The sequence below is a fragment of the Actinoplanes oryzae genome (assembly GCF_030757795.1).
GTDB lineage: Bacteria > Actinomycetota > Actinomycetes > Mycobacteriales > Micromonosporaceae > Actinoplanes.
This window is the reverse complement of record NZ_JAUQWH010000003.1, coordinates 63960-87148: the sequence shown is the minus strand read 5'-3', so window position 1 is coordinate 87148 and position 23189 is coordinate 63960. Positions and strand designations below refer to the sequence as shown.

Annotated in this window: 21 protein-coding genes; 12 read left to right on the top strand and 9 right to left on the bottom strand. The window is 71.7% G+C overall.

The window, feature by feature from the left end; genetic code table 11:
• Positions 1-30: 30 nt before the first annotated feature.
• Positions 31-1809, bottom strand: coding sequence for an ABC transporter ATP-binding protein (locus tag RBH18_RS02215; RefSeq protein ID WP_306204127.1), 1779 nt, complete (start codon positions 1807-1809; stop codon positions 31-33).
• A 78-nt stretch (positions 1810-1887) separates the two neighbouring features.
• Between RBH18_RS02215 and RBH18_RS02210 the strand changes: the two genes are divergently transcribed.
• From RBH18_RS02210 to RBH18_RS02190, 5 genes are all read left to right on the top strand, one after another.
• The gene (locus tag RBH18_RS02210; RefSeq protein WP_306204126.1) at positions 1888-2307 is read left to right on the top strand and encodes a MarR family winged helix-turn-helix transcriptional regulator; all 420 of its coding nucleotides are present in this window, start codon (positions 1888-1890) and stop codon (positions 2305-2307) included.
• Between the two features lie 323 nt (positions 2308-2630).
• Positions 2631-4178: a multiple monosaccharide ABC transporter ATP-binding protein gene (gene mmsA, locus RBH18_RS02205; protein ID WP_306204125.1), complete on the top strand. Its 1548-nt coding sequence runs from the start codon at positions 2631-2633 to the stop codon at positions 4176-4178.
• Positions 4175-5497, top strand: a complete 1323-nt coding sequence (gene mmsB / locus RBH18_RS02200; protein WP_306204124.1) for a multiple monosaccharide ABC transporter permease — start codon at positions 4175-4177, stop codon at positions 5495-5497. The genes mmsA and mmsB overlap by 4 nt, the downstream gene beginning before the upstream one ends.
• An 85-nt stretch (positions 5498-5582) precedes the next feature.
• Complete coding sequence (locus RBH18_RS02195) at positions 5583-6689, top strand: sugar ABC transporter substrate-binding protein (protein ID WP_306204123.1); 1107 nt, start codon at positions 5583-5585, stop codon at positions 6687-6689.
• A gap of 167 nt (positions 6690-6856) precedes the next feature.
• Positions 6857-8059 (top strand): ROK family protein, encoded by a 1203-nt coding sequence (locus tag RBH18_RS02190; protein WP_372338841.1) that lies wholly within the window; start codon positions 6857-6859, stop codon positions 8057-8059.
• A 72-nt stretch (positions 8060-8131) separates the two neighbouring features.
• Here the strand turns inward: RBH18_RS02190 and RBH18_RS02185 are convergent, their stop codons facing one another.
• Positions 8132-8536 carry a hypothetical protein gene (locus RBH18_RS02185; RefSeq protein ID WP_306204122.1) on the bottom strand — a complete coding sequence of 135 codons (405 nt, stop codon included), beginning with the start codon at positions 8534-8536 and terminating at the stop codon, positions 8132-8134.
• A 19-nt stretch (positions 8537-8555) separates the two neighbouring features.
• Positions 8556-9152 carry a hypothetical protein gene (locus RBH18_RS02180; RefSeq protein ID WP_306204121.1) on the bottom strand — a complete coding sequence of 199 codons (597 nt, stop codon included), beginning with the start codon at positions 9150-9152 and terminating at the stop codon, positions 8556-8558.
• 136 nt (positions 9153-9288) lie between these two features.
• Here RBH18_RS02180 and RBH18_RS02175 point away from each other — a divergent pair, with 136 nt between their 5' ends.
• The gene (locus RBH18_RS02175) at positions 9289-11586 is read left to right on the top strand and encodes a putative bifunctional diguanylate cyclase/phosphodiesterase (RefSeq protein WP_306204120.1); all 2298 of its coding nucleotides are present in this window, start codon (positions 9289-9291) and stop codon (positions 11584-11586) included.
• Here the strand turns inward: RBH18_RS02175 and RBH18_RS02170 are convergent.
• The gene (locus tag RBH18_RS02170) at positions 11549-12088 is read right to left on the bottom strand and encodes a DUF4760 domain-containing protein (protein ID WP_306204118.1); all 540 of its coding nucleotides are present in this window, start codon (positions 12086-12088) and stop codon (positions 11549-11551) included. The genes RBH18_RS02175 and RBH18_RS02170 overlap by 38 nt on opposite strands.
• Before the next feature lie 193 nt (positions 12089-12281).
• Here RBH18_RS02170 and RBH18_RS02165 point away from each other — a divergent pair, with 193 nt between their 5' ends.
• From RBH18_RS02165 to RBH18_RS02150, 4 genes are all read left to right on the top strand, one after another.
• The gene (locus RBH18_RS02165) at positions 12282-13196 is read left to right on the top strand and encodes a sugar phosphate isomerase/epimerase family protein (protein ID WP_306204116.1); all 915 of its coding nucleotides are present in this window, start codon (positions 12282-12284) and stop codon (positions 13194-13196) included.
• A gap of 15 nt (positions 13197-13211) precedes the next feature.
• Positions 13212-15284, top strand: a complete 2073-nt coding sequence (locus tag RBH18_RS02160; RefSeq protein ID WP_306204115.1) for a PQQ-dependent sugar dehydrogenase — start codon at positions 13212-13214, stop codon at positions 15282-15284.
• A gap of 72 nt (positions 15285-15356) precedes the next feature.
• Positions 15357-16115 carry a hypothetical protein gene (locus RBH18_RS02155; protein ID WP_306204114.1) on the top strand — a complete coding sequence of 253 codons (759 nt, stop codon included), beginning with the start codon at positions 15357-15359 and terminating at the stop codon, positions 16113-16115.
• Between the two features lie 69 nt (positions 16116-16184).
• Positions 16185-16718 (top strand): hypothetical protein, encoded by a 534-nt coding sequence (locus RBH18_RS02150; protein WP_306204113.1) that lies wholly within the window; start codon positions 16185-16187, stop codon positions 16716-16718.
• 7 nt (positions 16719-16725) lie between these two features.
• Here the strand turns inward: RBH18_RS02150 and RBH18_RS02145 are convergent, their stop codons facing one another.
• The 3 genes from RBH18_RS02145 to RBH18_RS02135 form a co-directional block, all read right to left on the bottom strand.
• The gene (locus tag RBH18_RS02145; RefSeq protein ID WP_306204112.1) at positions 16726-17178 is read right to left on the bottom strand and encodes a hypothetical protein; all 453 of its coding nucleotides are present in this window, start codon (positions 17176-17178) and stop codon (positions 16726-16728) included.
• Between the two features lie 9 nt (positions 17179-17187).
• Positions 17188-17688 carry a Panacea domain-containing protein gene (locus tag RBH18_RS02140; RefSeq protein WP_306204111.1) on the bottom strand — a complete coding sequence of 167 codons (501 nt, stop codon included), beginning with the start codon at positions 17686-17688 and terminating at the stop codon, positions 17188-17190.
• Between the two features lie 204 nt (positions 17689-17892).
• Positions 17893-19008, bottom strand: coding sequence for an epoxide hydrolase family protein (locus RBH18_RS02135; protein WP_306204109.1), 1116 nt, complete (start codon positions 19006-19008; stop codon positions 17893-17895).
• A gap of 62 nt (positions 19009-19070) precedes the next feature.
• On the opposite strand from RBH18_RS02135, the gene RBH18_RS02130 reads away from it, so the two are divergent.
• Positions 19071-19583 carry a CGNR zinc finger domain-containing protein gene (locus tag RBH18_RS02130; RefSeq protein WP_306204108.1) on the top strand — a complete coding sequence of 171 codons (513 nt, stop codon included), beginning with the start codon at positions 19071-19073 and terminating at the stop codon, positions 19581-19583.
• 111 nt (positions 19584-19694) lie between these two features.
• Positions 19695-20507, top strand: a complete 813-nt coding sequence (locus RBH18_RS02125; protein WP_306204107.1) for a TIGR03620 family F420-dependent LLM class oxidoreductase — start codon at positions 19695-19697, stop codon at positions 20505-20507.
• Here RBH18_RS02125 and RBH18_RS02120 read toward each other — a convergent pair.
• Positions 20479-21774 carry an aspartate aminotransferase family protein gene (locus RBH18_RS02120; RefSeq protein WP_306204106.1) on the bottom strand — a complete coding sequence of 432 codons (1296 nt, stop codon included), beginning with the start codon at positions 21772-21774 and terminating at the stop codon, positions 20479-20481. The genes RBH18_RS02125 and RBH18_RS02120 overlap by 29 nt on opposite strands.
• A 13-nt stretch (positions 21775-21787) precedes the next feature.
• The gene (locus tag RBH18_RS02115) at positions 21788-23152 is read right to left on the bottom strand and encodes an aminotransferase-like domain-containing protein (protein WP_306204105.1); all 1365 of its coding nucleotides are present in this window, start codon (positions 23150-23152) and stop codon (positions 21788-21790) included.
• Between the last annotated feature and the right edge of the window lie 37 nt (positions 23153-23189).

Genomic DNA, 23189 nt, shown 5'->3' with positions numbered 1-23189 from the left:
TGTGTGCCTGTCGCGGCGGGCGGGTGCGGCTCAGGCTGCGAGGAGGGCGTAGCGGCCGCCCTCGGCGACCAGGTCCTCGTGGCTGCCCGACTCGAGGATGCGGCCGTGGTCGACCACGGCGATCCGGTCGGCGTCGCGGACCGTGGAGAGGCGGTGCGCGATGGTGACCGTCGTGCGGCCCTTGCTGAGCTCGTCGAAGGCGCGCTGCACGGCCCGCTCGGTCTCGGTGTCGAGCGCGCTCGTGGCCTCGTCCAGCACCAGGATGCGCGGGTCGCGCAGGAGGGTCCGGGCGATGGCGATGCGCTGCTTCTCGCCGCCGGAGAAGCGGTGGCCGCGGGAGCCGACGACCGTGTCGTAGCCGTCGGGCAGGGCCGCGATCAGGTCGTGGATCTGCGCGGCCCGGGCGGCCTGCTCGATCTGCTCGTCGGTGGCGTCCGGGCGGGCGTAGCGCAGGTTCTCGCGGATGGTGGTGTGCAGCAGATAGGTCTCCTGGCTGACCACGCCCACGATCGACGCGAGGTCGGCCAGCCGCAGGTCGCGCACGTCGATGCCGTCGACCGTCACGCGGCCGGCGTCCGGGTCGTAGAGGCGGGCGATCAGCGCGGCGAGCGTGCTCTTGCCGGAGCCGGTCTCGCCGACCAGGGCCAGTGACGACCCCGCCGGGACGTCGAGGGTGACGCCCGCGACCGCGGCCGACGAGGCGCCGGGATAGGTGAAGGTGACGTCCTCGAAACGCAGGTGGCCGGCGACCCGGGCGGGGTCGATCGCGACGGGGTGCGCGGGCTCGTCGACCTCGACGGGCAGGTCCAGGTACTCGAAGATGCGGGCGAAGAGGGCGAGCGAGCTGGTCAGCGACACCTGCACGCCGAGCAGGCCCATGATCGGCCGGAAGATGCCCGCCTGCAGGGAGGTGAAGGCGACCAGGGTGCCGATGCTGAGCCTGCCGCCGGTGAAGGGCAGGCCGGCGCTGAGGTAGAGGACCGCCGGGATGGCGGCGAAGACGATGTTCATGGACGCCATGCGCCAGCGCCCGGCCAGCTCGGAGCGCAGCTCCAGGTCGATCAGCCGCGCCGACGACCGGGTGAAGCGGTCGACGAGGGCGGCGCCGGTGCCCAGGGTCTTGCTGAGCTGGATGCCGCTGACCGACAGGCCCTCCTCGACGGTGACGTTGAGGTCGGCGAGCTCGCGCTGGCGCTGGGCGGTGATCTCCCGGCGCAGCTTGGCGACGCGGCGGCTCAGCAGGATCGCCGGGGGCAGCACGATCAGGGTGACCAGCGACAGCTGCCAGGACAGCGCGGCCATGGCGACGGCCGTGGCGACCACGGTGGTGAGGTTGGAGGCGATCGACGTCGCCGTCGAGGTGACGACGGACTGCATGCCGCCGATGTCGTTGGTGATGCGGGACTGCACCTCGCCGGTGCGGGTGCGGGTGAAGAAGGCGATCGACTGCCGGTGCAGGTGCCGGAACACGTCGGTGCGCAGCCGGTGCATGACCTGCTGGCCGACCTTGGTGGAGATCCAGGTCTGGACCACGCCGAAGGCGCTCGTGACGGCCGCGACCGCGACCATGCCGGCGACCAGCCAGGCGAGCAGGGGAAGGTCCTGCCCGGGGAGCGCGACGTCGATGACCTCGCGCAGGAGGAACGGGGAGGCCAGGGAGACCACCGAGGAGGCCACGATGATCGCCACGACCACGGCGAGCTGCCCACGGTGCGGGCCGAAGAGCCGGCCGATGCGGCGCAGGGAGACCTCGCGGGCCTGGGCCTTCTCGGCGGCGGTGACAGTGCGTTGTTTGCGGGGGCTGTCCAAGTGGAACCTGCTTTCGTCGGTGATGCTGAGGTTACCTCAACATGAGGGAACAACACCACCTCCTGGTACGGTATTCCCGTGGCGGAGAGCGTGGAGGACAGCACCCTCACCGAGCTCTTCTTCGCCGTCGCGCGCCGGCTGCGTCACCTCAGCCGCGAGACTCTCGAGCCGCTCGACATCTCTCCGTCGCAGGCCCGCGCGCTCATGGTGCTGATGCGGCACAGCCCCCGCCGGCCGGGCGCGCTCGCCGAGCATCTGCGCATCGCCGCCCGCTCCGCCACCGAGGTCGTCGACGATCTGCAGGAGCGCGGGCTCGTGGAGCGGGGTCCCGACCCGGCCGACCGCCGGGCCACCCTGGTCTCGCTGACCGGGGCGGGTCGGGCGGCGGGGGAGCGGATCCAGGCGGCCCGGCAGGCGGAGGCGGAGCGCTTCTTCGAGGCGCTCGACCCGGGCGACCGCGTCGAGCTGACCCGCCTGCTCCGCAAACTCCGCGACTGAGAGTCACCCTGTGGCGACGCTGAGCAGTTGACTGTCCGATTCGTACCCGGCGCTCTCAGCTGGGGTTCCGCGGGACGCCGATATCCCGCAGAACCCTGATATCTCAACGGATCCGCAGGTCAGGGCGGTGCTGGCGTACGCTGTGCGGCCATCGAGGGTCGTCAGCCGCGGCCGTCCGGGCCTTCATTGCGAGATTGTTACCGAATCCGGTGATCTCGAAACTTGCGAATCATCTTCGGAGCGGAATAGGTTGCCGCTGGCAACAAAACGAACACTCAGACCCCTCCGGAGGCATCCATGACGTTCGAGAGGTGGTGCGTGCGATGACAACAGACGCCCCCATCCTCCTGGAGATGCGATCCATCACCAAGGAGTTTCCCGGAGTCAAGGCGCTCTCGGACGTCAACCTGGTGGTCAGGTCCGGCGAGATCCACGCCATCTGCGGGGAGAACGGCGCCGGCAAGTCCACGCTGATGAAGGTGCTCAGCGGCGTCTACCCGTACGGGACCTACTCGGGTGACATCGTTTACCAGGGACAGGAAGCGCGGTTCTCCGACATCCGGCAGAGCGAGCGCGCCGGCATCGTGATCATCCACCAGGAGCTCGCGCTCATCCCCGACATGTCGATCACCGAGAACATGTTCCTCGGCAACGAGCCGCGCAAGCGCGGCGCGATCGACTGGAAGGCCGCGCAGAAGCGGGCCCTGGAGCTGATGCGCCAGGTCGGCCTCGACGAGGACCCCGACACGCTCATCAAGGACATCGGCGTCGGCAAGCAGCAGCTCGTCGAGATCGCCAAGGCGTTCGCCAAGGACGTCAAGCTGCTCATCCTCGACGAGCCGACCGCCGCGCTCAACGAGGCGGACTCGCAGCACCTGCTCGACCTGCTGCGCGAGTTCCGCGAGCAGGGCATCACCTCGATCATGATCTCGCACAAGCTCAACGAGATCGAGGCGATCAGCGACTCCATCACGATCCTGCGCGACGGCCGCACCGTCGAGACGCTGGACGTCAAGGGCGACGGCGTCGACGAGGACCGGATCGTGCGGGGCATGGTCGGCCGCGAGCTGAGCAGCCGCTTCCCGGACCACACGCCCAAGATCGGCGAGGTCTTCTTCGAGGTCAGCGGCTGGACCGTCAAGCACCCGATCACCGACCGGCTGGTCTGCAAGAACGAGGCGTTCACCGTGCGCCGCGGCGAGATCGTCGGCTTCGCGGGCCTCATGGGCGCCGGCCGCACCGAGCTGGCCATGAGCATCTTCGGCCGGTCCTACGGGGTGTTCCAGTCGGGGCGGATCGTCAAGGACGGCAAGGAGATCCAGCTCAAGACCGTCGCGGACGCGATCCACCACGGCCTGGCGTACGTCAGCGAGGACCGCAAGGCGATCGGCCTCAACCTGCTCGACGACATCAAGACGTCGACGGTGGCCGCGAAGCTCTCCAAGATCTCGCACCGGGGCGTGCTCAACGAGGTCGAGGAGTACGAGGCCGCCGAGGCCTACCGCAAGGAGCTGCGCACCAAGGCGCCCACGGTGGACGAGGGCGTCTCCAAGCTCTCCGGCGGCAACCAGCAGAAGGTCGTCCTGGCGAAGTGGATGTTCACGGACCCCGACCTGCTGATCCTGGACGAGCCCACGCGCGGCATCGACGTGGGTGCGAAGTACGAGATCTACGGCATCATCCAGCGGCTCGCCGACCAGGGGAAGGGCGTGATCGTCATCTCCTCGGAGCTGCCTGAGCTGATCGGGCTCTGCGACCGCATCTACACGGTGTTCGAAGGCCAGATCACGGGCGAGCTGTCCCGCGAGCAGGCGAACCCCGAATCCCTCATGAAGCAGATGACCTCGACGAAGAAGATGCAGACCCGATGAGCCGATTCAAGGAACTCCAGAAGAACCTCTTCGGAGGCACGACCTCCAACGCCCGCCAGTTCGGCATGATCTTCACCCTGGTGGCGATCGTCCTGCTGTTCCAGCTGCTCACCGCGAACAACATCGGGGTGGGCTTCGGCGACGGCCTGACGCTGCGGTCGGACAACCTGATCGCGCTGCTCCAGCAGAACAGCTACATCCTCATCCTGGCCATCGGCATGCTGATGGTGATCGTGGCCGGCCACATCGACCTGTCGGTCGGCTCGGTCGCCGCGTTCACCGGCATCCTGGTCGCCAAGTCGATGGCCGAGTGGGACTTCCCGTGGCCCGTCGCGATCCTGTTCGGCCTCGCCATCGGCGCGGTCATCGGGGCCTGGCAGGGCTTCTGGGTCGCGTACGTGGGCGTGCCCGCCTTCATCGTGACGCTGGCCGGCATGCTGCTGTTCCGCGGCGCCAACCAGTTCGTCGGCAACGCGAACACGATCCCGGTGCCCGAGGGCTTCCAGGACATCGGCGCCGGCTTCCTGCCCGAGTGGGGCCCGCCCACCAACTACAACAACTCGACCCTGCTGCTCGGCCTCATCGCCTGCGTCGCGGTCGTGTGGCGCGAGTGGTCGGCCCGGCGCACCCGGATCGCGATGAACGCCGACCCCGCGCCGCTGTGGGTCTCCGGCATCCGGGTCGCCATCATGCTGGCCGTCCTGATCTTCGTCACCCTGCGCTTCGCGGGCGGCCGGGTCGGCACCAGCTTCCCGGTCTCCGGCCTCATCCTCGTGGTGCTGGTCCTGCTGTACAGCTTCTACACCCGCAACACCGCGGGCGGCCGCTACATCTACGCGGTCGGCGGCAACTCGCGTGCCGCCGAGCTGTCCGGTGTGAAGCTCAAGCGGGTCAACTTCTTCGTCATGATGAACATGTCGGTCCTGGCCTCGCTGGCCGGCATGATCTTCGTGGCCCGCTCCGCGGCCTCCGGCCCGCAGGACGGCCTCAACTGGGAGCTCGACGCGATCGCGGCCGTCTTCATCGGTGGCGCCGCGGTCTCCGGCGGCATCGGCACGATCTCCGGCTCCATCGTCGGTGGTCTGGTCATGGCCGTGCTGAACAACGGCCTCCAGCTGCTCGGCGTCGGCACCGACCGGGTGTCGATCATCAAGGGCCTGGTGCTGCTGCTCGCCGTCGCGCTGGACGTCTACAACAAGAGCCAGGGGCGCTTCTCGATCATCGGGAGCCTGACGCGGCCGTTCCGCAAGGACACGCCGCCGGCCCCGGGGACGACCGGATCGAGCCCCGAGCCCGCCAAGACCACCGTGGGCGGCTGACCCCGCCCACGCTCCGGGTGGCCGGCAACGGCCACCCACCCCCCTCTCACCCCGTTACATCTCACCAGAAGGGTTCAACCCCGAAATGCGGAACTTCTTCGGCAAGTCGGTGGCCGTCGGCGCCATCGCGATGCTGGCCCTGACCGCCTGTGGCTCCGGCCGCGAGGGCGACGACAGTGGCAGCGGCGACAGTGGCAGCGCCAAGGGCTTCGAGGCCAACTCCGTGATCGGCGTGGCGCTGCCCGCCAAGACCTCGGAGAACTGGGTCCTCGCCGGTGACCTGTTCACCAACGGCCTCAAGGAAGCCGGCTTCCAGGCCGACGTCCAGTACGCCGGTGCGTCGACCACGGTCGCCGACCAGCAGCAGCAGATCACCGCGATGACGACCAAGGGCGCCAAGGTCATCATCATCGGCGCGACCGACGCCGCGCAGCTGTCGACCCAGGTCGCCGCCGCGCACGCCGCCGGTGCCAAGGTCATCGCGTACGACCGCCTGATCCTCAACACGCCGGACCTCGACTACTACGTCGCGTTCGACAACCGCAAGGTCGGCCAGCTCCAGGGCCAGGCCCTGCTGGACGGCATGAAGGCCAAGAAGCCGACCGGCCCCTACACCATCGAGCTGTTCTCGGGCTCGCCCGACGACAACAACGCCGGTGTCTTCTTCCAGGGCGCCATGGACGTGCTCCAGCCGGAGATCGACAAGGGCAACGTCGTGGTCGGCTCGGGCCAGAAGGAGGTCAAGCAGACCGCCATCCAGGGCTGGAAGGCCGAGGGTGCGCAGGCCCGCATGGACCAGCTGCTGACCTCCACCTACGGCAGCAAGGAGCTGGACGGCGTCCTCTCCCCGAACGACACGCTGGCCCGCGCGATCATCCAGTCGATCAAGAGCCGCGGCAAGACCGTCCCGGTGGTCACCGGCCAGGACTCCGAGGTGGAGTCGGTCAAGTCCATCATGAACGGCGAGCAGTACATGACCATCAACAAGGACACGCGCAACCTGGTCAAGGAAAGCATCAACATGGTCAAGGCGCTCCAGGGTGGTCAGGAGCCGCAGATCAACGACACCAAGTCGTACAACAACGGCACCAAGGTCGTCCCGACCTACCTGCTTCCCCCGGTCGCCGTGACCAAGGCCAACGCGGCCGAGGCCTACGCCAACGACCCGAAGCTGGCCCCGCTCACCAAGTGACACCCGCCGCAGCACATTGACGGCCCTTGGGTCCCCGGAGTCCGTCTCCGGGGACCCATCGCCGTTTTCCGCACAGTTTCTTAACCGGTTCACCGCGCTGGTGCCGCCGTGTCCGTTTCGTGTCATGATCATCGTTGCCGTCACGTCCGGAAGGGAGCCCGCCCGTGGTGCTGCCGCTGCGCCGCGGAGTTCCGGCCGCCGACCAGCAGGGGTCCGCGCGCTACGCCGCGGGCCAGGACGAGGTGCGCCGCAACAACCTGGGCGCCGTGCTCCGCCACGTCCACGTCCACGGCCCGACCACGCGCGCCGAGCTGACCAGCCGGCTCGGGCTCAACCGCAGCACCATCGGCGCCCTCGCCGCCGAGCTGACCGCGGCGGGCCTGGTCACCGAGGAGCGCCCCGCCCCGGGCGACGCCACGCGCCGGGCCGGCCGGCCGTCGCTGCTGGTCAGCCCCCGATCCGCCGCCGTCTACGCGAACGCCCTGAGCATCGAGCCCGACCGCCTGCGCGCCGCCCAGGTCGGCCTCGGCGGGCACATCCTCGCCCTGCGCGAGGCCCCGCGCCCCCGGGACGCGGCGCTGCTCGACACCGTGCCGCTGCTCGCCGGTCTCGTCCGGTCGTTCGAGCCGGCCCCGGACACCCGGTGTGCCGGCGGCGCCGTCGCGGTCGCCGACACGACCCGCGCCGGCAGCGCCGACGTCGCCGGCATCGACGCCACCCTGACCGCCGCGCTCGACGCGGAGCTCGGGCTGTCCGGCTTCGTGGCGGGTGACCTCGCGGACATCGCCGCCCTCGCCGAGCACACCCGGGGGGTCGCGGCCGGCGTGGACGACCTGCTCTACCTGCACGGCGACATCGGTGTCAGCGCGGGCATCGTCACCGGCGGCCGGCTGGTGCTGGGCCACAGCGGGCACAGCGGCCGGGTCGGGCACATGGTCGTCAACCCCGAGGGCCGCCGCTGCGGGTGCGGCTCGCGCGGCTGCTGGGAGACCGAGATCGGGCCCGAGGCGCTGCTCCGGCTGGCCGGCCTGGTGCCGGCCCCCGAGGTGGGGACCCTGACCGTCGTACGGGCGGCAGCCCTCGGCGACCAGCGCGCCGCCCACGCCCTCGAGCGCGTCGGCGACTGGCTCGGCTTCGGCGTCGCCAACCTGGTCAACGTCTTCAACCCCGACCTGGTCGTCTTCGGCGGCACGCTCAGCGCGGTCTACGAGGCCGCCGCGCACGCCGTCCGCCGCCGCCTCAACTCGATGGCCCTGCCCGCCTCCCGCAAGCACCTCCAGCTGCGCGCGGCCACCCTCGGCCCGGACGCCGCCCTGATCGGCGCCGCCGAGCTCGCCCTCGACCCGCTGCTGTCCGACCCGCTCGGCTGACAGTCCCTGCGCGAGCAGACCGGTGCGATCATCGACCTGTCCGGCGGCCGGAGCCTCTGAAACTGCCCACCCTCACCCGGCGAGCAGGCGGTCGAGGACGGCGCGGAGCGGGATGCGCTCGCCGTCGCGGCCGCCCTCGCCGAGCACCAGGCGGGGCGTGGCCGGCTCGATCCGGGCGCCGGTGAGCCGGGCCGCGAGCGACGCGGGCACGGTCAGCAGGTAGAACAGGCCGTCCTCGGCGACGGCCATCGACTGGTCGCGGCGCAGGTACCAGCCGCGCAGCGTCGTCCGGTAGCGCGCGCCGCCGTAGGAGCGCGCGGTCAGGGGCGCCGGCGCCAGGTCGCGAGCCCGGGCCGCGGCGACGAACTCGCGCAGCATCGCGGCGGCCTGCTCCGCCTCGGCCGCCGCCCGCCGGGCCAGATCCGCCGCGTGGGCCGCGACAGCGCGGTCCCGCTGCGCCTGCCACTCCGGATCCATTCCCCGAGCCTACGGCGGGTCAGCGGGAGGCGCGGAAGCCGGGCAGGAGCGTGACCGCGGCGAGGTTGGCGCCGGCGATGCCGAGGATGTAGGAGATGACCAGCCCGGGGAGGCTCAGGCTGGTCGACAGGGCGGCCACGAGGACGAGGAACGACAGCAGCACCGATCCGGTGGACAGGGCCGCGGCGGCGACCTTCGGGCCGGCGGTCCAGCGTGGAGACGCGAGCGCGATGACCGTACCGGCCAGGGGTCCCGCACCCGGGAGGAAGACGGACCCGGCGGTGAGCAGGCCCAGCGCGACGGCGTCCGCGGCAGGGGCGGGCGGCGCGGCAGGCGGCTGTGCGACCGCTGGGCGCGCGGGGGTACGCAGATGGACCGGGATGCGGCCGCGGCGGACCGAGTCGGCCAGGGCGCCGGGCGGGCCGAGGCGCTGCAGTGCCACCGAGGGGTCCTCGCCGGCGCGGCGCAGGGCGATGTAGTCGGCGACGGTCGTCATGAGTTCGTCCCGCAGGCCCGGCTCGATGTCCTCGGTCGCGGCCCACAGCGCCGCCAGATAGTCGAGGACGAGGGTGTCGGCGTGGGCGAGCGCCGCGGTGGCGAGGTGGTCCGTGGTCATGCCGCCCAGCTTGGCCGCCCGCGCCGGGCACGCGCATCGGGCCGGGGGAGGGGCCGGTGCCCGCGGGAGTGCGACTTTCGGCCGATGGGCCGTTTCGCGGATGGTATTCACGTCCGTCGTGGTGCAGCGTGGGCTGGTGACTTCGCAGGATCTTGCGGGTGGCGGCCCGCGGGTGCCGTGGCGGTTCGTGGCGGCCGTCGGCGCGCTGACCCTGGCGAGCTGGGTCTGGTACGCCGTCTGGGCGCTCACCGGCGCCGGCCCGGTCGCCGTCGCGTACGTGACCGTGCCGGCCGGCGGCGTCCTCGCGATCGCCGCCGTGTGGCGGCTGCGGGCCGTGGTCCGCGCCGACGTGCTGGCCCGGCGCTTCTGGGACCTGGTGCTGGCCGGGGCGGTGCTGATGACCGCCGGGTACGCCCTGTCCGCCGGCAACGCCTTCCGCCACGGCGACGACGCCCTGGCCGCCGACATGCCCGTCCCGGCGGCGCTCTGCGTCATCATGGGCTTCGGCGCCGTGATGGCCGCGGTCGCGCTGGTGCCCGTCAAGGTGGCCGGCCCGAGGGAGCGCCGGCGCATGTTCCTCGACCGGGCCATCGCGTTCGTGGGCTGCGGCACGCTGCTGTGGCACTTCGGACTTGCCCCGATGATCACCGTGCCCGACCCGTGGAGCCCCCAGACGCTGTCCGTGGTCGGTGTCGCCTTCCTCTTCTCGCTCGGCAGCATCACCAAGGTGTCCTGTCTGGGCGACGACGGGCCGGTCGACCGGACGGCGATGCGCCTGGTCGCCGCGGTCGGGCTCACCGGCACCGGCGTCGCCGTGCTCGGCTCGACCTTCGGCGATCCCGGTGCCGCCCCGGCGCAGGCCGTGGTGCTGCCGCTGGCGCCGGTGCTGGTCGCGGTGGCCGTACACCAGCAGTGGAAAGCCTCGCTCGGCCGGCGGCGGCCCGCGCGCCGGACCCTCTCCCCGCTCCCGTACGTCGCCATCGCCGCGGTCAGCATCTCCCTGCTGGCCGTGGCGATCGGGCGTCCCGAGTGGCCGGACCGGGTGACGCTGGCGGCCGCGGTGGTGGCGAGCGTGCTGGTGGCCGTGCGGCAGTTCCTGTCGGCCCGCGAGAACCAGCGGCTGCTCGCCGGCCTGCGCCGCCAGGAGGAACGGCTGCAGTACGAGGCCGGCCACGACGCGCTGACCGGGCTGGCGAACCGCGCGACCTTCCGGGCGGCCCTCGCCTCGGCGGGCTCCGGGGCCACGGTGCTGCTCGTGGACCTGGACGACTTCAAGACGGTCAACGACTCGCTCGGGCACGACGTCGGGGACGAGTTGCTGACGGCCTTCGCGGCGGTGCTGCGCCGCAGCGGCGGCATGCCCGTACGCATCGGGGGTGATGAGTTCGCCGTGCTCCTGCCCGGCGGCGAGCCGGGAGAGCCGGTGGCCCGCGGCATCCTCGACGCCCTCAACGAGCCGCTCGGGGCGCACCGGTTGCTGGTGCAGGCCAGCATCGGCATCGCGACCGCGGGGCCGGGCGCGGTCGAGAACGTCCTGCGGGAGGCCGACATCGCCATGTACGCGGCCAAGCAGCGCGGCAAGGCCTCCTGCGTCCGCTACCAGCCGGGCATGGCCGAGCCCGTGGTCGCCCACATGCGCCTGGGCGGGGAGCTGCGCCGCGCCCTGGACCAGGGCGAGTTCGGCGTCGTCTACCAGCCGGTGGTCGAGCTGGCCACCGGGCGCGTCATCGGCGTCGAGGCCCTCGTGCGGTGGCACCACCCGGTGCGCGGGCCGGTGCCGCCGGGCGAGTTCGTGCCGGCGGCCGAGCGTACGGGCCTGATCGTCCCCCTGGGCCGCTTCGTGCTGCGCGAGACGTGCGTGCAGGCCGCCAAGTGGTTCGCCGAGTTCGGCCCGGACGCCCTGCAGAAGCCGGGCGTCAACGTGTCCGCCCGCCAGCTGCACGACCCCGACTTCGTCACCGACGTGCTTGCCGCCCTCGCCGAGTCGGGCCTGCCCGCCGACCGGCTGGTGCTGGAGCTCACCGAGTCCGCGGCGCTGCGCGGCACCCAGGTCTCGCGGACCCTGCACGAGCTGGACAGCCTCGGCATCAAGCTGGCCCTCGACGACTTCGGCACGGGGGAGTCGTCGCTGAGCCTGCTGCGCGCCTTCCCCGCGGCGATCGTCAAGCTGGACAAGTCGTTCGTGGACGGCATCGAGATCGAGGACGCCGACCCGGTGGCCCGCGACGCCCGGCAGGCGGTGGCCCGGGCGGTCATCCAGCTGGCCTCGGCGCTGCGGCTGGACACCGTGGCCGAGGGCATCGAGAACCAGGCGCAGGCGGACCGGCTGCAGGCGCTCGGCTACACGCTCGGGCAGGGCTATCACCTCGCCGCGCCGATGGACGCGGCGGCGATGACTAGGATGCTGGCTTCCTCGGCCGTACGTACGGCGTGACGTCGTAGCTCCAGCCGTCGGGCACCTTGTCGAGCTCCGGGGCCTTGCCCGGGCGCAGGCAGACGGCCGCCAGGTGCTCGAAGTACTGGTAGTAGGCCGGGTCGTTGCGGCGGGCCCGCTCCACCCGGATGTAGGGCGCCGTGCGGTCCCAGGCCCGCAGGATCGAGTGGTTCATGAAGCCGCGGACGACGTCCGGGTCCACCACGCGCTGCGCCACGAGCAGGCCCAGGTTGTTGAAGTAGCTCACCGCCGGGACGACCAGGGCCCGGACGTCGTCGGGCAGGGAGAGGATCCCCTCCTCGCCGGGCGGGTGCTCCCGGTGCAGGTCCTCGGTGAGATAGCGCATGCAGGTGCGGAACTGCGGCGTGCGGAACTCGGCGAACATGTCGAGCGCCACCGGCAGCATCGTGCCGTGGCGCATGTAGTTCAGCTGGCGCCACGCTACTCCGGCCGAGACGAGCAGGGCCAGCGCGGCGACCACAAGGGACGCAAAGCTCAGCATGCCTCCCAGGATCGCAGCCCGTGTCGATGCCCGTCCTGTCCGTGTTGACGTGGACTTATGCACCGGCCGCGCTGAACTTTTGCATATTCCGAAGATTCTTTTTGCCACGAGAGCGAAACCTGTGATTAACATCAGGCCGGAGCTTCGAGCAGCATCAATCCCGCACCATCGACCGGGAGGCAGTGCAAAGACGATGCAGAACCCACCCAATATCAGCCGCAGAGGCATCCTGGGCGCCGCCGCGGCCGGCGCCGCCGCGGCCACCGTGCTTCCCTCCGCCGCCATGGCCGGCGGCAGCAAGGGCCACCTCACGCGCGTGCCGCGCGACCAGATCAGCGTCCAGCTCTACACGCTGCGCAACCAGCTCGCCATCGACCTCGACGCCAGCCTCGCCGAGCTCGCCGCCATCGGCTACCGCCGGGTCGAGCACGCCGGCTTCGTCGGGCGCACGGCCACCGAGTTCCGGGCCGCCCTGCGCCGCGCCGGCCTGCGCGCCACCTCGGGGCACGTCGGCATCCCACAGCCCTTCAACGCCGCCACCTGGGAGGCGGCGCTCGAGGACGCGAACATCGTCGGCAACAAGTACATCGTCCACCCGTACTTCGGGACCGACTCCGCGGGCAACCCGATCCGCGACAGCGCGGTGTGGAAGGCCTTCGCCAAGGACCTCAACAAGGCCGGCAAGCTGGCCCGCAAGCACGGGCTGTCGTTCGGCTACCACAACCACCACAACGAGTTCGCGCGGCAGGACGGCGGCAAGCTCACCGGCTTCGACGTGCTGACCCGCGAGACCGACCCGGGTCTCGTACACCTGGAAGTGGATCTTTTCTGGGCCTTCCGCGGCGCGGCCGATCCGGTCGACCTCATCGGGCGCAACCGGGGCCGGATCCGCCAGGTGCACGTCAAGGACCTCGCCCCCTCGGGGAGCTTCGCCGACCCGGGCGACGGGTTCATCGACTTCGGCCGCATCTTCGACCACTCCCGCGAGGCGGGACTCATCGAGTACATCGTGGAACGCGACGACGCCGGCAGCCCGCCACGCACGCCCGCCGACGCGCTGATCACCGCGCGCCGCGGCTTCCAGTTCCTCGACACGCTGCGCTTCTAGAGAAGGGGAGGCTCCATGAAGCGACTGTTCACGGCCGTACCCGGGGCTCTGCTGGTGGCGACCGCCCTCTGGGTGCCGTCCGCCGGGGTCTCCGCCGCGCCCGCCGCGGCGCCGCCGCCCGACTCCAGCTTCCAGAAGGTCACCCTCAACGACTTCCCCGGCGAGCCGATCGCCCTCGCGGTCCTGCCGGACAAGCGCGTGCTGCACACGGCACGCAAGGGTGAGGTACGCATCAACGACCCGAAGACCGGCGAGAACTTCCTCGCCGCGCGGATCCCGGTCTACCTGCACGACGAGGAGGGCGTGCAGGGCATCGCGATCGACAACAACTTCAAGACCAACAAGTGGGTCTACATCTACTACTCGCCGGTGCTGAACACGCCGTCGGACGACCCGGCGACGCCCACGGTCAACGAGGGCGACGCGCCGTTCACCGGAACGGCCGACGACTTCGCGCCGTTCAAGGGCCACATGCAGCTGTCGCGCTTCAAGCTGAACGGCAACACGCTGGCGCTGAGCACCGAGCAGAAGATCCTCCAGGTGCCCACCGACCGCGGCATCTGCTGCCACGTCGGCGGCAAGATCGACTTCGACGCCGCGGGCAACCTCTACCTGTCCACCGGCGACGACAGCAACCCGTTCGAGTCCGACGGCTACGCGCCGCTGGACGAGCGCGCGGACCGCAACCCGGCCTTCGACGCGCAGCGGACCGCCGGCAACACCAACGACCTGCGCGGCAAGGTGCTGCGGATCAAGGTCGGGGCCAACGGGTCGTACACGATCCCGAAGGGCAACCTCTTCAAGGCCGGCACCGCCAAGACCCGGCCCGAGATCTACGCCATGGGCCTGCGCAACCCGTTCCGCTTCACCGTGTCGCCCGAGGGCGTCGTCTACGTCGGCGACTACTCGCCGGACGCGAACACGGCCAACCCGCAGCGGGGCCCGGACGGCCGCGGCCGCTGGATGGCCATCGACAAGCCCGCCAACTACGGGTGGCCGTACTGCGTCGCGCCCGACCTGCCGTACGTGGACTTCGACTTCGCCACCCGCACCTCCGGCGCGCCGTTCAACTGCGCCGCGCCGGTCAACGACTCGCCCCACAACACCGGCAAGCGCAGCCTCCCGCCGGTCGAGAAGGCCGAGATCATCTACGGGTACGGCCTCAGCCCCGAGTTCCCCGAGCTGGGCACCGGGGGCATCGGGCCGATGGGTGGCCCCGAGTACCACTACAGTGCCTCGAACAAGTCGCAGACCAAGTGGCCTCGCTTCTACGACGGCAAGCCGCTGCTGGCCGAGTGGACCCGCGACTGGGTCAAGGCGCTGACGCTCGACGAGGACAACCAGGTCACCAAGATCGAGGATGTGCTCCCGTCGTTCGTCTTCGACAACCCGATGGACCTCGAGTTCGGCCCCGACGGCGCGCTCTACGTCCTCGAGTACGGCGACGGCTACTTCAGCGAGAACCCCGAGGCACAGCTTGCCCGCATCGACTACGTACGCGGCAACCGCTCGCCCTCGGTCTCCATCGCCGCCAACCCCACCAGCGGCGAGGCCCCGCTGACCGTGACGTTCACGAGCACCGCCACCGACCCCGACGGCGACTCGCTGCGCTACGCCTGGGACTTCAACAACGACGGGATCATCGACTCCCGCCAGGCCAACGCGGTCTACACCTTCACCGAGAACGGCAACTACCGCCCGACCCTCAAGGTGACCGACCCGACCGGCCGCTGGGCCGCCGCCGAGGTCATCCTCCCGGTCGGCACGGCCGCACCCGTGGTCACCTTCGTCACACCGCAGGAGGGCCAGCCGTTCCAGTTCGGTGACACGGTCACCTACGAGGTCACCGTCACCGACGACCAGCCCGTGGACTGCTCGCGGGTCACCGTCACCTACATCCTGGGCCACGACCAGCACGGGCACCCGCTCTCCACGGCGTCCGGCTGCACCGGCTCGATCACCACGTTCCTCGACGCCGGTCACGCCGGCGCGTCGAACCTGACCGCGGTGTTCGTCGCCGAGTACACGGACACCGGCACCCCGCCGCAGTCCGGCAGCGACCAGGTCGTCCTGACCCCGGCGTCCTAGGTTTTCCCGCCGGCCGGGCCCCTGTTGACGCAGGGGCCCGGCTTGGGCCTGTTTGTCCGCTAATCTGGGGATGTGGACGCCACCTGGTGGGCCGAGTTCCTGGCCGCCTCCGACCGGTTCGACCGCGCCTACCTCCTCGAGGGCCTCGCCGACCTGGTCCTGCCCAAGATCCAGGCGCCCCTGCTGCGCCGCGAGGTCAAGCTCGGCACCGACACCGTCATCCGGCACCTCGAACGCCCCTCGATCCCGGAGCGGGCCGCCCACGCCCAGGAGGCCGTCGAGCGCCTCGAACGCACCCTCGCCCGCATCGAGGAACGCGCCACCGGCTCGGCCATCGCCACCGAGGAGGCCGCGATCCTGCTGACCGCCATGCGCGGCGACTTCGCCTCCGCCGCGGCGTCGGCGTCCGCCGTCGTCAGCAAGCCGCGCCTCCGGAGCCTCTTCGTCACGGCCCTGCGCCTCGAACGCTTCGACATCCCGCTCACCCTGCGCCTGCTCGACGGCGGCCAGCGCCCCGCCGACGCCATCCGCTCCGGCCACCTCATCGGCCGCTACAGCTGGTGGCCCTCCTGGCTGCTGCGCGTCGTCACCGAGCGCGCCCTGGCCGGCACCCTCGACGAGGACACCATCGCGGCGCTCGACCAGTGCGCGTACGCCGAACTCAGCCCCACCCAGGCAACCATCGCCCGCAAACTGCTCAGCGGCGACGCCCGCCTCATCGACACGACGGCCGAGCGCCTGGTCAGCCTGGGCGAGCCGGACGCCGCCCACCGCCTCCGCGAGGGCGACCTCAACGCCGTCGCCCTCGCCGCCCGCCTCGTCCCGCTCTGACCCTGTCGGCAATCCGGCATCGGCTACTTCGACGGTGTTCCATCGCGGGGGAGCGCTTTCACTGAAGCCATGACCACACCGCGCCGCCTCCGCCCCGCCCCCACGTCCGCATCCCCGGCTCGCGGCCGGCGAACCGCTTCGGCGGGCGCTGCCGATCTGCGGCTCGCGCTGGCGCTGACCGACTCCCTGCAGACGGTGATCCGCGCGGGCGACGGCAAGGTCGCCTCCCTGGCGGCACTGGTCTGCGGCGCCGTGGCCCTCGTCTCCGACCGCGCCCCCGAGGCACCCGCCATCGGCCTCGCCCTCGTCGCCGCGACCGTCCTGTGCGCCGGCGGCGCCGCCCGGCACCTGCTGGCCGCCGTCACACCCCGGCTGACCGGGGGCGCGACGGACGCCGCGGCGGGCTTCCTCCCGTACGACATCGTCTCCCGAGCCCTGACCGACGCCCACGGTGACCGAAGCCGGGAGCAGGCCTGGTCGCACGCGGCGGTCCTGGTGGCGATCGCGGTCCGCAAGCACACCGCGATCCGGCGCAGCCTGCCCTGGGTGGCGGCCGAGATGATCGCCGCGACCGGCGCCCTGGCCGCCACCCTGCTCTCCTGAGCGTGGCTCAGTCCTTGCCGGTGGGATAGACCTGGTGCTCCGGGTCCCACCACAGGACGTAGAACACTCCGCCCTTCACGAATCCCCAGAGGCGTTTCCGGCCGCCGACGCGGAACCGGAAGATGCGATCGCCGAACATCTGCCGATGGTTGAGCATGGCGATACGCTGTCGCGCCTCCGGGCACAGGGAGTCGACGCGCTGGTCGTGGTGCTTGCGATGGCTGCCGCTCCGCGAACTGAAGAGTTGTGCCCTGACCTCGTGCCAGGTCGAGGCGCCGACGTGACAGAAGAAGTTGAGCACCTCCTCCGCGGCGGTGGCTTGCGGCCAGGCCCATTTCCCCTGGTAGCCGTGGTCGGCGTAGCGGAAGGAGAAGAGCAGCCCGTGCTCGCCGGCCTCGGGCAGCACATGCGTGGTGTCCTGTGCGATGACGCTTCGAGTCTTCGTTCTCTTGTCAGGCATGTCGGTCGCTCAGGCAGTCGCCGCCGGCATGTCCCAGTCGTCCCAGGAGAGCTCCGCGATCGGCAGCGCGTCGCCGGTTGTGGCGAGCGAGCCGTAGTACTTGCGCAGTGCGGCCGGGGTGATGGGGTTGTGCGAGAGTTCGATGGGGTGGAGTCCCGCGCGCGCATCCCGCCACGGGTCCTCCGCCTCCACCAGCGCTTCCAGCTTGGCGTCGCCGAGGGTGCCGTAGGCGTCGAGCACGCCGTCGACCGACTCACGCTCGTCGGCCGTCAGGCGGTCGGCGTCGCCGAGGGTCCATGCGTCGAGCCGCCAGATGTCGCGGTGGTGTTCGTACAGGTCCGGGATGACCGGCCCGGGAGGCCAGGCCTCGATGCGGTCGGGGAAGAGCGGCTCCTCCTGGTTGACGAGGTGCCAGGCCTGCGCGTAGTAGAGGAGCTTGTGCAGCTCCATGCCGCCGGTCGGCCCGGCTTTCCGCAGGATGTAGGCGGTCAGGTCGTGAATCGATGCCATGGTTACCTCGCTTGTCGCTCGGCATCTAGTCGCAGGCCAAACGATGGCATCGGGCTCACGTGGGGGTCAAGGTCGTTCCGGATGCATGAGTGTTTCGGCGTCGTTGGCCCGCCGACGGTGCCGGCGGGCGAATCCGGCGGCGCTCGTCGCGGTCTCGCATGACGGATCGGCGAGGTGCGGAGGGGCTGCCGGGCCGGCCGCCTGTCAGGTCAGCGATGTGAAGAAGGCGGTGAGGTCGGCGGCGAGCAGCTCGGGCTCCTCGTACGCGGCGAAGTGGCCCCCGCGCGGCATCAGGGTGTAGCGGGTCAGGTGGTAGTTGCGCTCGATCCAGCTGCGGGGCTTGCGGGCGCCGAGGTCGGCGGGGAAGAGGGCGGCCGCGGTCGGCACCTCGACGCGGCCGACGGCCGGGACGAGCCGGTGGTGGCGCTCGTAGTAGGGCCGGAACGACGTCGAGATCGAGTTGGTGAACCAGTACAGCGACGCCTGGGTGAGCACGAAGTCGTCGCTGAAGCGGGTGGCGCTCCACACCCGGTACTTCTCCAGGATCCAGGCGAGCAGGCCGGAGGGCGAGTCGGACAGTCCCTGGGCGAGGGTCAGCGGCCGGGTCTGCTGCTCGTGCGAGTAGCCGCGCTCGTCGACCGCCCAGGCCTCCTCCGCGTCGAGATAGGCGCGCTCCTCGTCGGTCAGGCTCTCCTTTGTGTACGCCGGGGGAGCCGCCGTGTCCAGCAGATGCAACCCCGCCACCGACGACGGGTACGCCTGCCCGAGCCGGCTCACGTCCCCGGCGCCGATGTCGGATCCGTGTGCGCCGTAGCGGGCGAAACCGAGCTCGCCGGTCATGAGCCGGTGCCACAGCTCGTGCGTGTGCGGGCCGGACGCGGGCCGCTGCGGCGCCACCCCGTAGCCGGGCAGGGCCGGGACAATGACGGTGAACGCGTCGTCCGGGTCGCCGCCCCACCGTGACGGCGCCGACAGCCGCTCGGCGAGGCCGGTCAGCTCGAGGAACGAGCTGGGCCAGCCGTTGGCGAGCAGCAGCGGCAGCCGCCCGGGCCGCTCGGCGTCGTAGCGCAGGTAGTGCACGCGGGTGCCGTCGAGCTCGGCGAAGTGGGACGGCAGGGCGTTGATGGCGGATTCGTGTGCGCGCCAGTCGTATCCGGTCGCCCAGTAGTCGACCAGCCGGCGCAGCTCGTCGCCGTCGATGCCCGCGGCCCCGGGCTCGATCGGCCAGGGCTCCGCCCATCGGGTCGCGCGCAGCCGGGCCCGCAGGTCCTCGAGCTCCGCCTCGGGTACGTCGATCAGGTGCTCTCGGGAAGTAGACACCACTGAACGCTAATACCGGTGTCGCGGCCGAGTCAACACCGGTGTAGCGATACAGTGGTGTCGTGGCAGATCTGCGGCTCATCGAGGAGTTCCTCAACACGCTCGACGGGCGGACCTTCAGCCGGCACGGCGAGCAGCACGTGGCCGGCGACCGGCTGACCTCGCCGCGGGTGCTGGCGGACTGGCTGGCGGCGCACGACCTGGCGCCGGGCGGCACCGGGTTGCGCCCGGCCGACCTGGCCGCCGCCATCGCCCTGCGCGAGGCCCTGCGGGCGGCGATCGACGGCCGGGCCGCGCCGGCGCTGGCCGAGCATCCCCTGCGCCTCGCCGTGGATGCCGCCGGCGAGCTGCGCATCCAGTCCCGCTCCGGCCGGCCCTGGCTGGACGTCATCGTCGAGACCGCCGCCCGCAGCACGGCCCGCGGCGACTGGCCGAGACTCAAGCTCTGCGCCGCCCCGGACTGCCGGTGGGCCTTCCACGACACCTCCCGCAACGGCCGCGGCCGCTGGTGCGACATGGCCGTCTGCGGCAACCGCCACAAGACCCGCACCTACCGCGAGCGCCGCGCCGGCTGACGCCGTCATCGCCGCGCCGGCTGACGCTGTCGTCTCGGCGATCGCGGCGGCACACCAGCAGCGGCGGGAATCGACGGCTGGGCGAGCCGGCGGCGGTGCTTGAATGGGGTGATGACCGACTTGGGTGGACAGTACGGGGTGTGGCGGCGCGGCCGGGACACGGATGCCGCCTTCGCGCGGGCCGTCGAGGGGCTCGGCTACGGATCGCTCTGGCTCGGTGGTGTCACGACCGATGATCTCGATCGCACCGACGAGATGCTGGCGGCGACCACGGGCCTCGTCGTCGCCACGGGCATCGTGAACATCTTCACCATCGAGGCAAAGACTGCCGCCGACTGGTTCCGGCGGGTGGAGGGCCGATTCCCGGGGCGCGTCGTGCTCGGCGTGGGCACCGGCCACCGGGAGGCCGTCGGCCCGCGGGCCGCGACGCCCTATCAGGCGCTGGTCGCGTACCTCGACGAATTGCAGCAGGCCGGCATCCCCGCCGAGCGGATCGTGATCGCCGCGCTCGGCCCGCGGGTGCTGCGGCTCTCCCGCGACCGCACCGGCGGCGCGCACCCCTATCTGACGACGCCGGAGCACACGCGTACGGCTCGGGAGGCGCTCGGCCCGGACAAGCTGCTCGTCCCCGAGCAGCACGTGGCCCTCGGCTACAAGACGGCCGTGGCGCGCGAGGCGGTCCGGCCCTACCTGCAGCTGACCAACTATCGCACCAACTGGCTGCGCAGCGGCTTCACCGAGCAGGACCTGGCGGACGGCGGCTCGGACGCGTTCCTCGACGCCGTGGTGGCGCTGGGATCCGTGGACAACGTCGCCGCTCGGCTGCGCGAGCACCTCGACGCGGGTGCCGACCAGGTGCTCGCGCAGGCGCTGGGCGACACCCCGCTCGAGGATCTCACCGCGCTGGCGAGGCGACTGTTCTGAGTGCGGTCGTGAGGATGGCGAGGCCTTCGCGGGCCTCGTCGTCGGTCAGGGTCAGGGGCGGTCCCATGCGGAGGACGTTGCCGTAGAGGCCGCCCTTGCCGATCAGGAGGCCGCCGCGGCGGCATTCGTCGGCGATGCGGACGGTGGCGGCCGGGTCGGGATCGGTGGTGCCCGGGTGGCAGATCTCCAGGGCGATCATCAGGCCGCGGCCGCGGACCTCGGCGACGATCGGGGACTCGAGGGCGCGCAGGCCGGTCAGCAGGATCTCGCCCGTGCGGCGGGCGTTGGCCTGCAGGTCGTGGTCGAGGACGTAGTCGAGGACGGCGTTGCCGGCGGCCGTGGCGACCGGGTTGCCGCCGAAGGTGGAGAAGCTGGTGGCCGGGACGGCGTTGACCAGCTCGGCGCGGCCGACCACGCCGGCCAGGGCGAAGCCGTTGCCGATGCCCTTGGCGAAGGTGATGAGGTCCGGCTGGACGTCGTGGGCCTGATAACCCCAGAAGTGCGCGCCGGTACGCCCCCAGCCCGTCTGGACCTCGTCGGCGATGAACAGGATCCCGTGGTTGTCGAGCTCCTTCTTGACCGCGCCGAGGAGCCCGTCCGGGCCGTGCACGAAGCCGCCCACGCCCTGGATCGGCTCGGCGATCAGCGCCGCGACGTCGCCGGCCGTGGTCGTGGCCAGCACCTCGCGGAGATCGTCGACCGTCCGCTCCACCACCTCGGAAGACGAGAGACCCGCCATGCGGCCGCGCAGGCGGTCCGCGGAGGGGAGCCAGCTCACCTGCAGCGGGCTCAGGCCCGAGGCGGACCAGCTGCGGTGCCCGGTGACGGCCATCGCGGCGAACGACCGGCCGTGGTAGCTGTTGCGCACGGCGAGGATCTGGTTGGTGCGGCGGTGGTTCGTGGCGAAGAGGAGCGCGGCCTCGTTGGCCTCGGTGCCCGAGTTGGCGAAGAAGACGCGGGCGTCGGGGATGCCGGAGACGCGGGCGATCTTCTCGGCCAGCTCGACCTGCTGCCGGATGAGGTAGAGCGTGGAGCTGTGCACGATGCCGGTGGCCAGCTGCCGCTCGACCGCCTCGCGCACCTCGGGGATGTCGTGGCCGAGCATGGTGGTCAGCACGCCGCCGAAGAAGTCGAGGTAGGTGCGGCCGGCGCTGTCGGTGACGCGCCGGCCCGAGCCGGAGACCAGTTCGATCGCGTCGTCGCCGTAGTAGGCGGTCACCCAGGACGGCATCACGGCCCGGTGCCGGCTGAGCAGGTCGTCGGTCATGCGAACCTCCAGGTCAGCGCCATCCGCGCGGGTGCGGGCGGCGGGGGGAGCCGCCGCCGCGGGCACCGGCCCGGGCGGCGGAGGCGAACAGGCCGGCGAGGGCGGGGATGTCGTCGCGGATCAGGCCGGCGGTGATCCGGATGTGCTGGGTGGCGGACGGGATGACGTCGAAGGGGGCGCCCGGGGCGACGGCGATGCCGTGACCGGCGAGTTCCACCATGGCCGCCTGCTGGTCGGCGACGGTGAGCCACAGGTTGATGCCGTCGTCCGCGGTGGCGGTGGCGCCCTGGCCGGCGAGGGCCTTGACCAGGGCTGCGCGCCTCCGGGCGTACTCGTCGCGGGCGGCCGCCACCTGGGCGGCGACGTCGGTGGAGGTCAGCAGGTCGAGCAGGACGGCCTGCAGCAGGCGGCTGGACCAGCCCGGGCCGAGCAGCCGCCGGTCCGTGACGGCGGCGATTACCCGGGCCGGGCCGCCGATCGCGGCGAGCCGCAGGTCGGGCCCGTGGCTCTTGGAGAAGCCCGCGATGTGCACGGTGCGGTCCGGCAGCCGGGTGCCGAGGCTGACCGGGGCCGCCGTCGCGATGTCACCCGCGTGGTCGTCCTCCACGATCATGATTCCCGGGTACGCCGCCAGCACGTCACCCAGCTCGTCCACGCGCCGCCCCGACATGCTGACCCCGGTGGGATTGTGGGCCCGTGGCTGCAAAAAGACCGCGACGGGGCCGTGGAGCCGCACCGCCTCGGCGAGCGCGTCCGGTTGCATCCCGTCCGCGTCGAGCGGGACCCCGATCACGGTCGCGCCGAGCGCGTCGAGCAGGTCGAGCACCGGCGGGAAGGCGGGATTCTCGACGAGCACCCGGTCGCCGAGCCGGATCAGCGCGGCGCTGACCCGGTCGAGGGCGTCCATCGCGCCGTCGACCACGGTGAGTTGCTCCGGCGCGTACGGCCAGCGGCGTCGCAGGACCGTCTCCAGGGGCGGCAGGACGGCGGCTTCGAGGTAACTGTGCGTCAGCCGGGCGTCGCCGACCCGGGCGAGCGACGAGGTGAGCGACGGCAGCAGGTCGTAGTCCGGCACGCCCGTGGAGAAGTCCCTCGCCAAGGACGACGCCCCAGCCAGCTGGCTGTAGCGCAGGGACGAGCGCGGCGCGGCGACGAAGGATCCGGAGCGGCCGCGGGTCTCGATGGCGCCGGCGCGGGCGAGGCTCTGCCACGCCTCACTCACGGTTGTCGGGCTCACGCTCAAGGCGCGTGCGACATCGCGCACGGTGGGCAGCCGCGTCCCGACCGGCAGGTCACCGGCGGTGACGAGCCGGCTGACGGCAGCGGCGATGCCCCGGGCGCTGCGCTCCGCGACCGAGGAGGTAATGAGCCCGAGCACCCGTCCGACCGCCCCTCCACCGCCCTGGACCGGACTG

Excerpts from the sequence above, each read along its gene's own strand:
- RBH18_RS02180 (WP_306204121.1), bottom strand. The coding sequence starts at position 9,152 with ATGACCACGGACCACCTCGCCACCGCGGCGCTCGCCCACGCCGACACC.
- mmsB (WP_306204124.1), top strand. The coding sequence starts at position 4,175 with ATGAGCCGATTCAAGGAACTCCAGAAGAACCTCTTCGGAGGCACGACC.
- RBH18_RS02170 (WP_306204118.1), bottom strand. The coding sequence starts at position 12,088 with ATGCTGAGCTTTGCGTCCCTTGTGGTCGCCGCGCTGGCCCTGCTCGTC.
- RBH18_RS02165 (WP_306204116.1), top strand. The coding sequence starts at position 12,282 with ATGCAGAACCCACCCAATATCAGCCGCAGAGGCATCCTGGGCGCCGCC.
- RBH18_RS02140 (WP_306204111.1), bottom strand. The coding sequence starts at position 17,688 with ATGGCATCGATTCACGACCTGACCGCCTACATCCTGCGGAAAGCCGGG.
- RBH18_RS02145 (WP_306204112.1), bottom strand. The coding sequence starts at position 17,178 with ATGCCTGACAAGAGAACGAAGACTCGAAGCGTCATCGCACAGGACACC.
- RBH18_RS02185 (WP_306204122.1), bottom strand. The coding sequence starts at position 8,536 with ATGGATCCGGAGTGGCAGGCGCAGCGGGACCGCGCTGTCGCGGCCCAC.
- RBH18_RS02160 (WP_306204115.1), top strand. The coding sequence starts at position 13,212 with ATGAAGCGACTGTTCACGGCCGTACCCGGGGCTCTGCTGGTGGCGACC.
- mmsA (WP_306204125.1), top strand. The coding sequence starts at position 2,631 with ATGACAACAGACGCCCCCATCCTCCTGGAGATGCGATCCATCACCAAG.
- RBH18_RS02150 (WP_306204113.1), top strand. The coding sequence starts at position 16,185 with ATGACCACACCGCGCCGCCTCCGCCCCGCCCCCACGTCCGCATCCCCG.
- RBH18_RS02195 (WP_306204123.1), top strand. The coding sequence starts at position 5,583 with ATGCGGAACTTCTTCGGCAAGTCGGTGGCCGTCGGCGCCATCGCGATG.
- RBH18_RS02120 (WP_306204106.1), bottom strand. The coding sequence starts at position 21,774 with ATGACCGACGACCTGCTCAGCCGGCACCGGGCCGTGATGCCGTCCTGG.
- RBH18_RS02125 (WP_306204107.1), top strand. The coding sequence starts at position 19,695 with ATGACCGACTTGGGTGGACAGTACGGGGTGTGGCGGCGCGGCCGGGAC.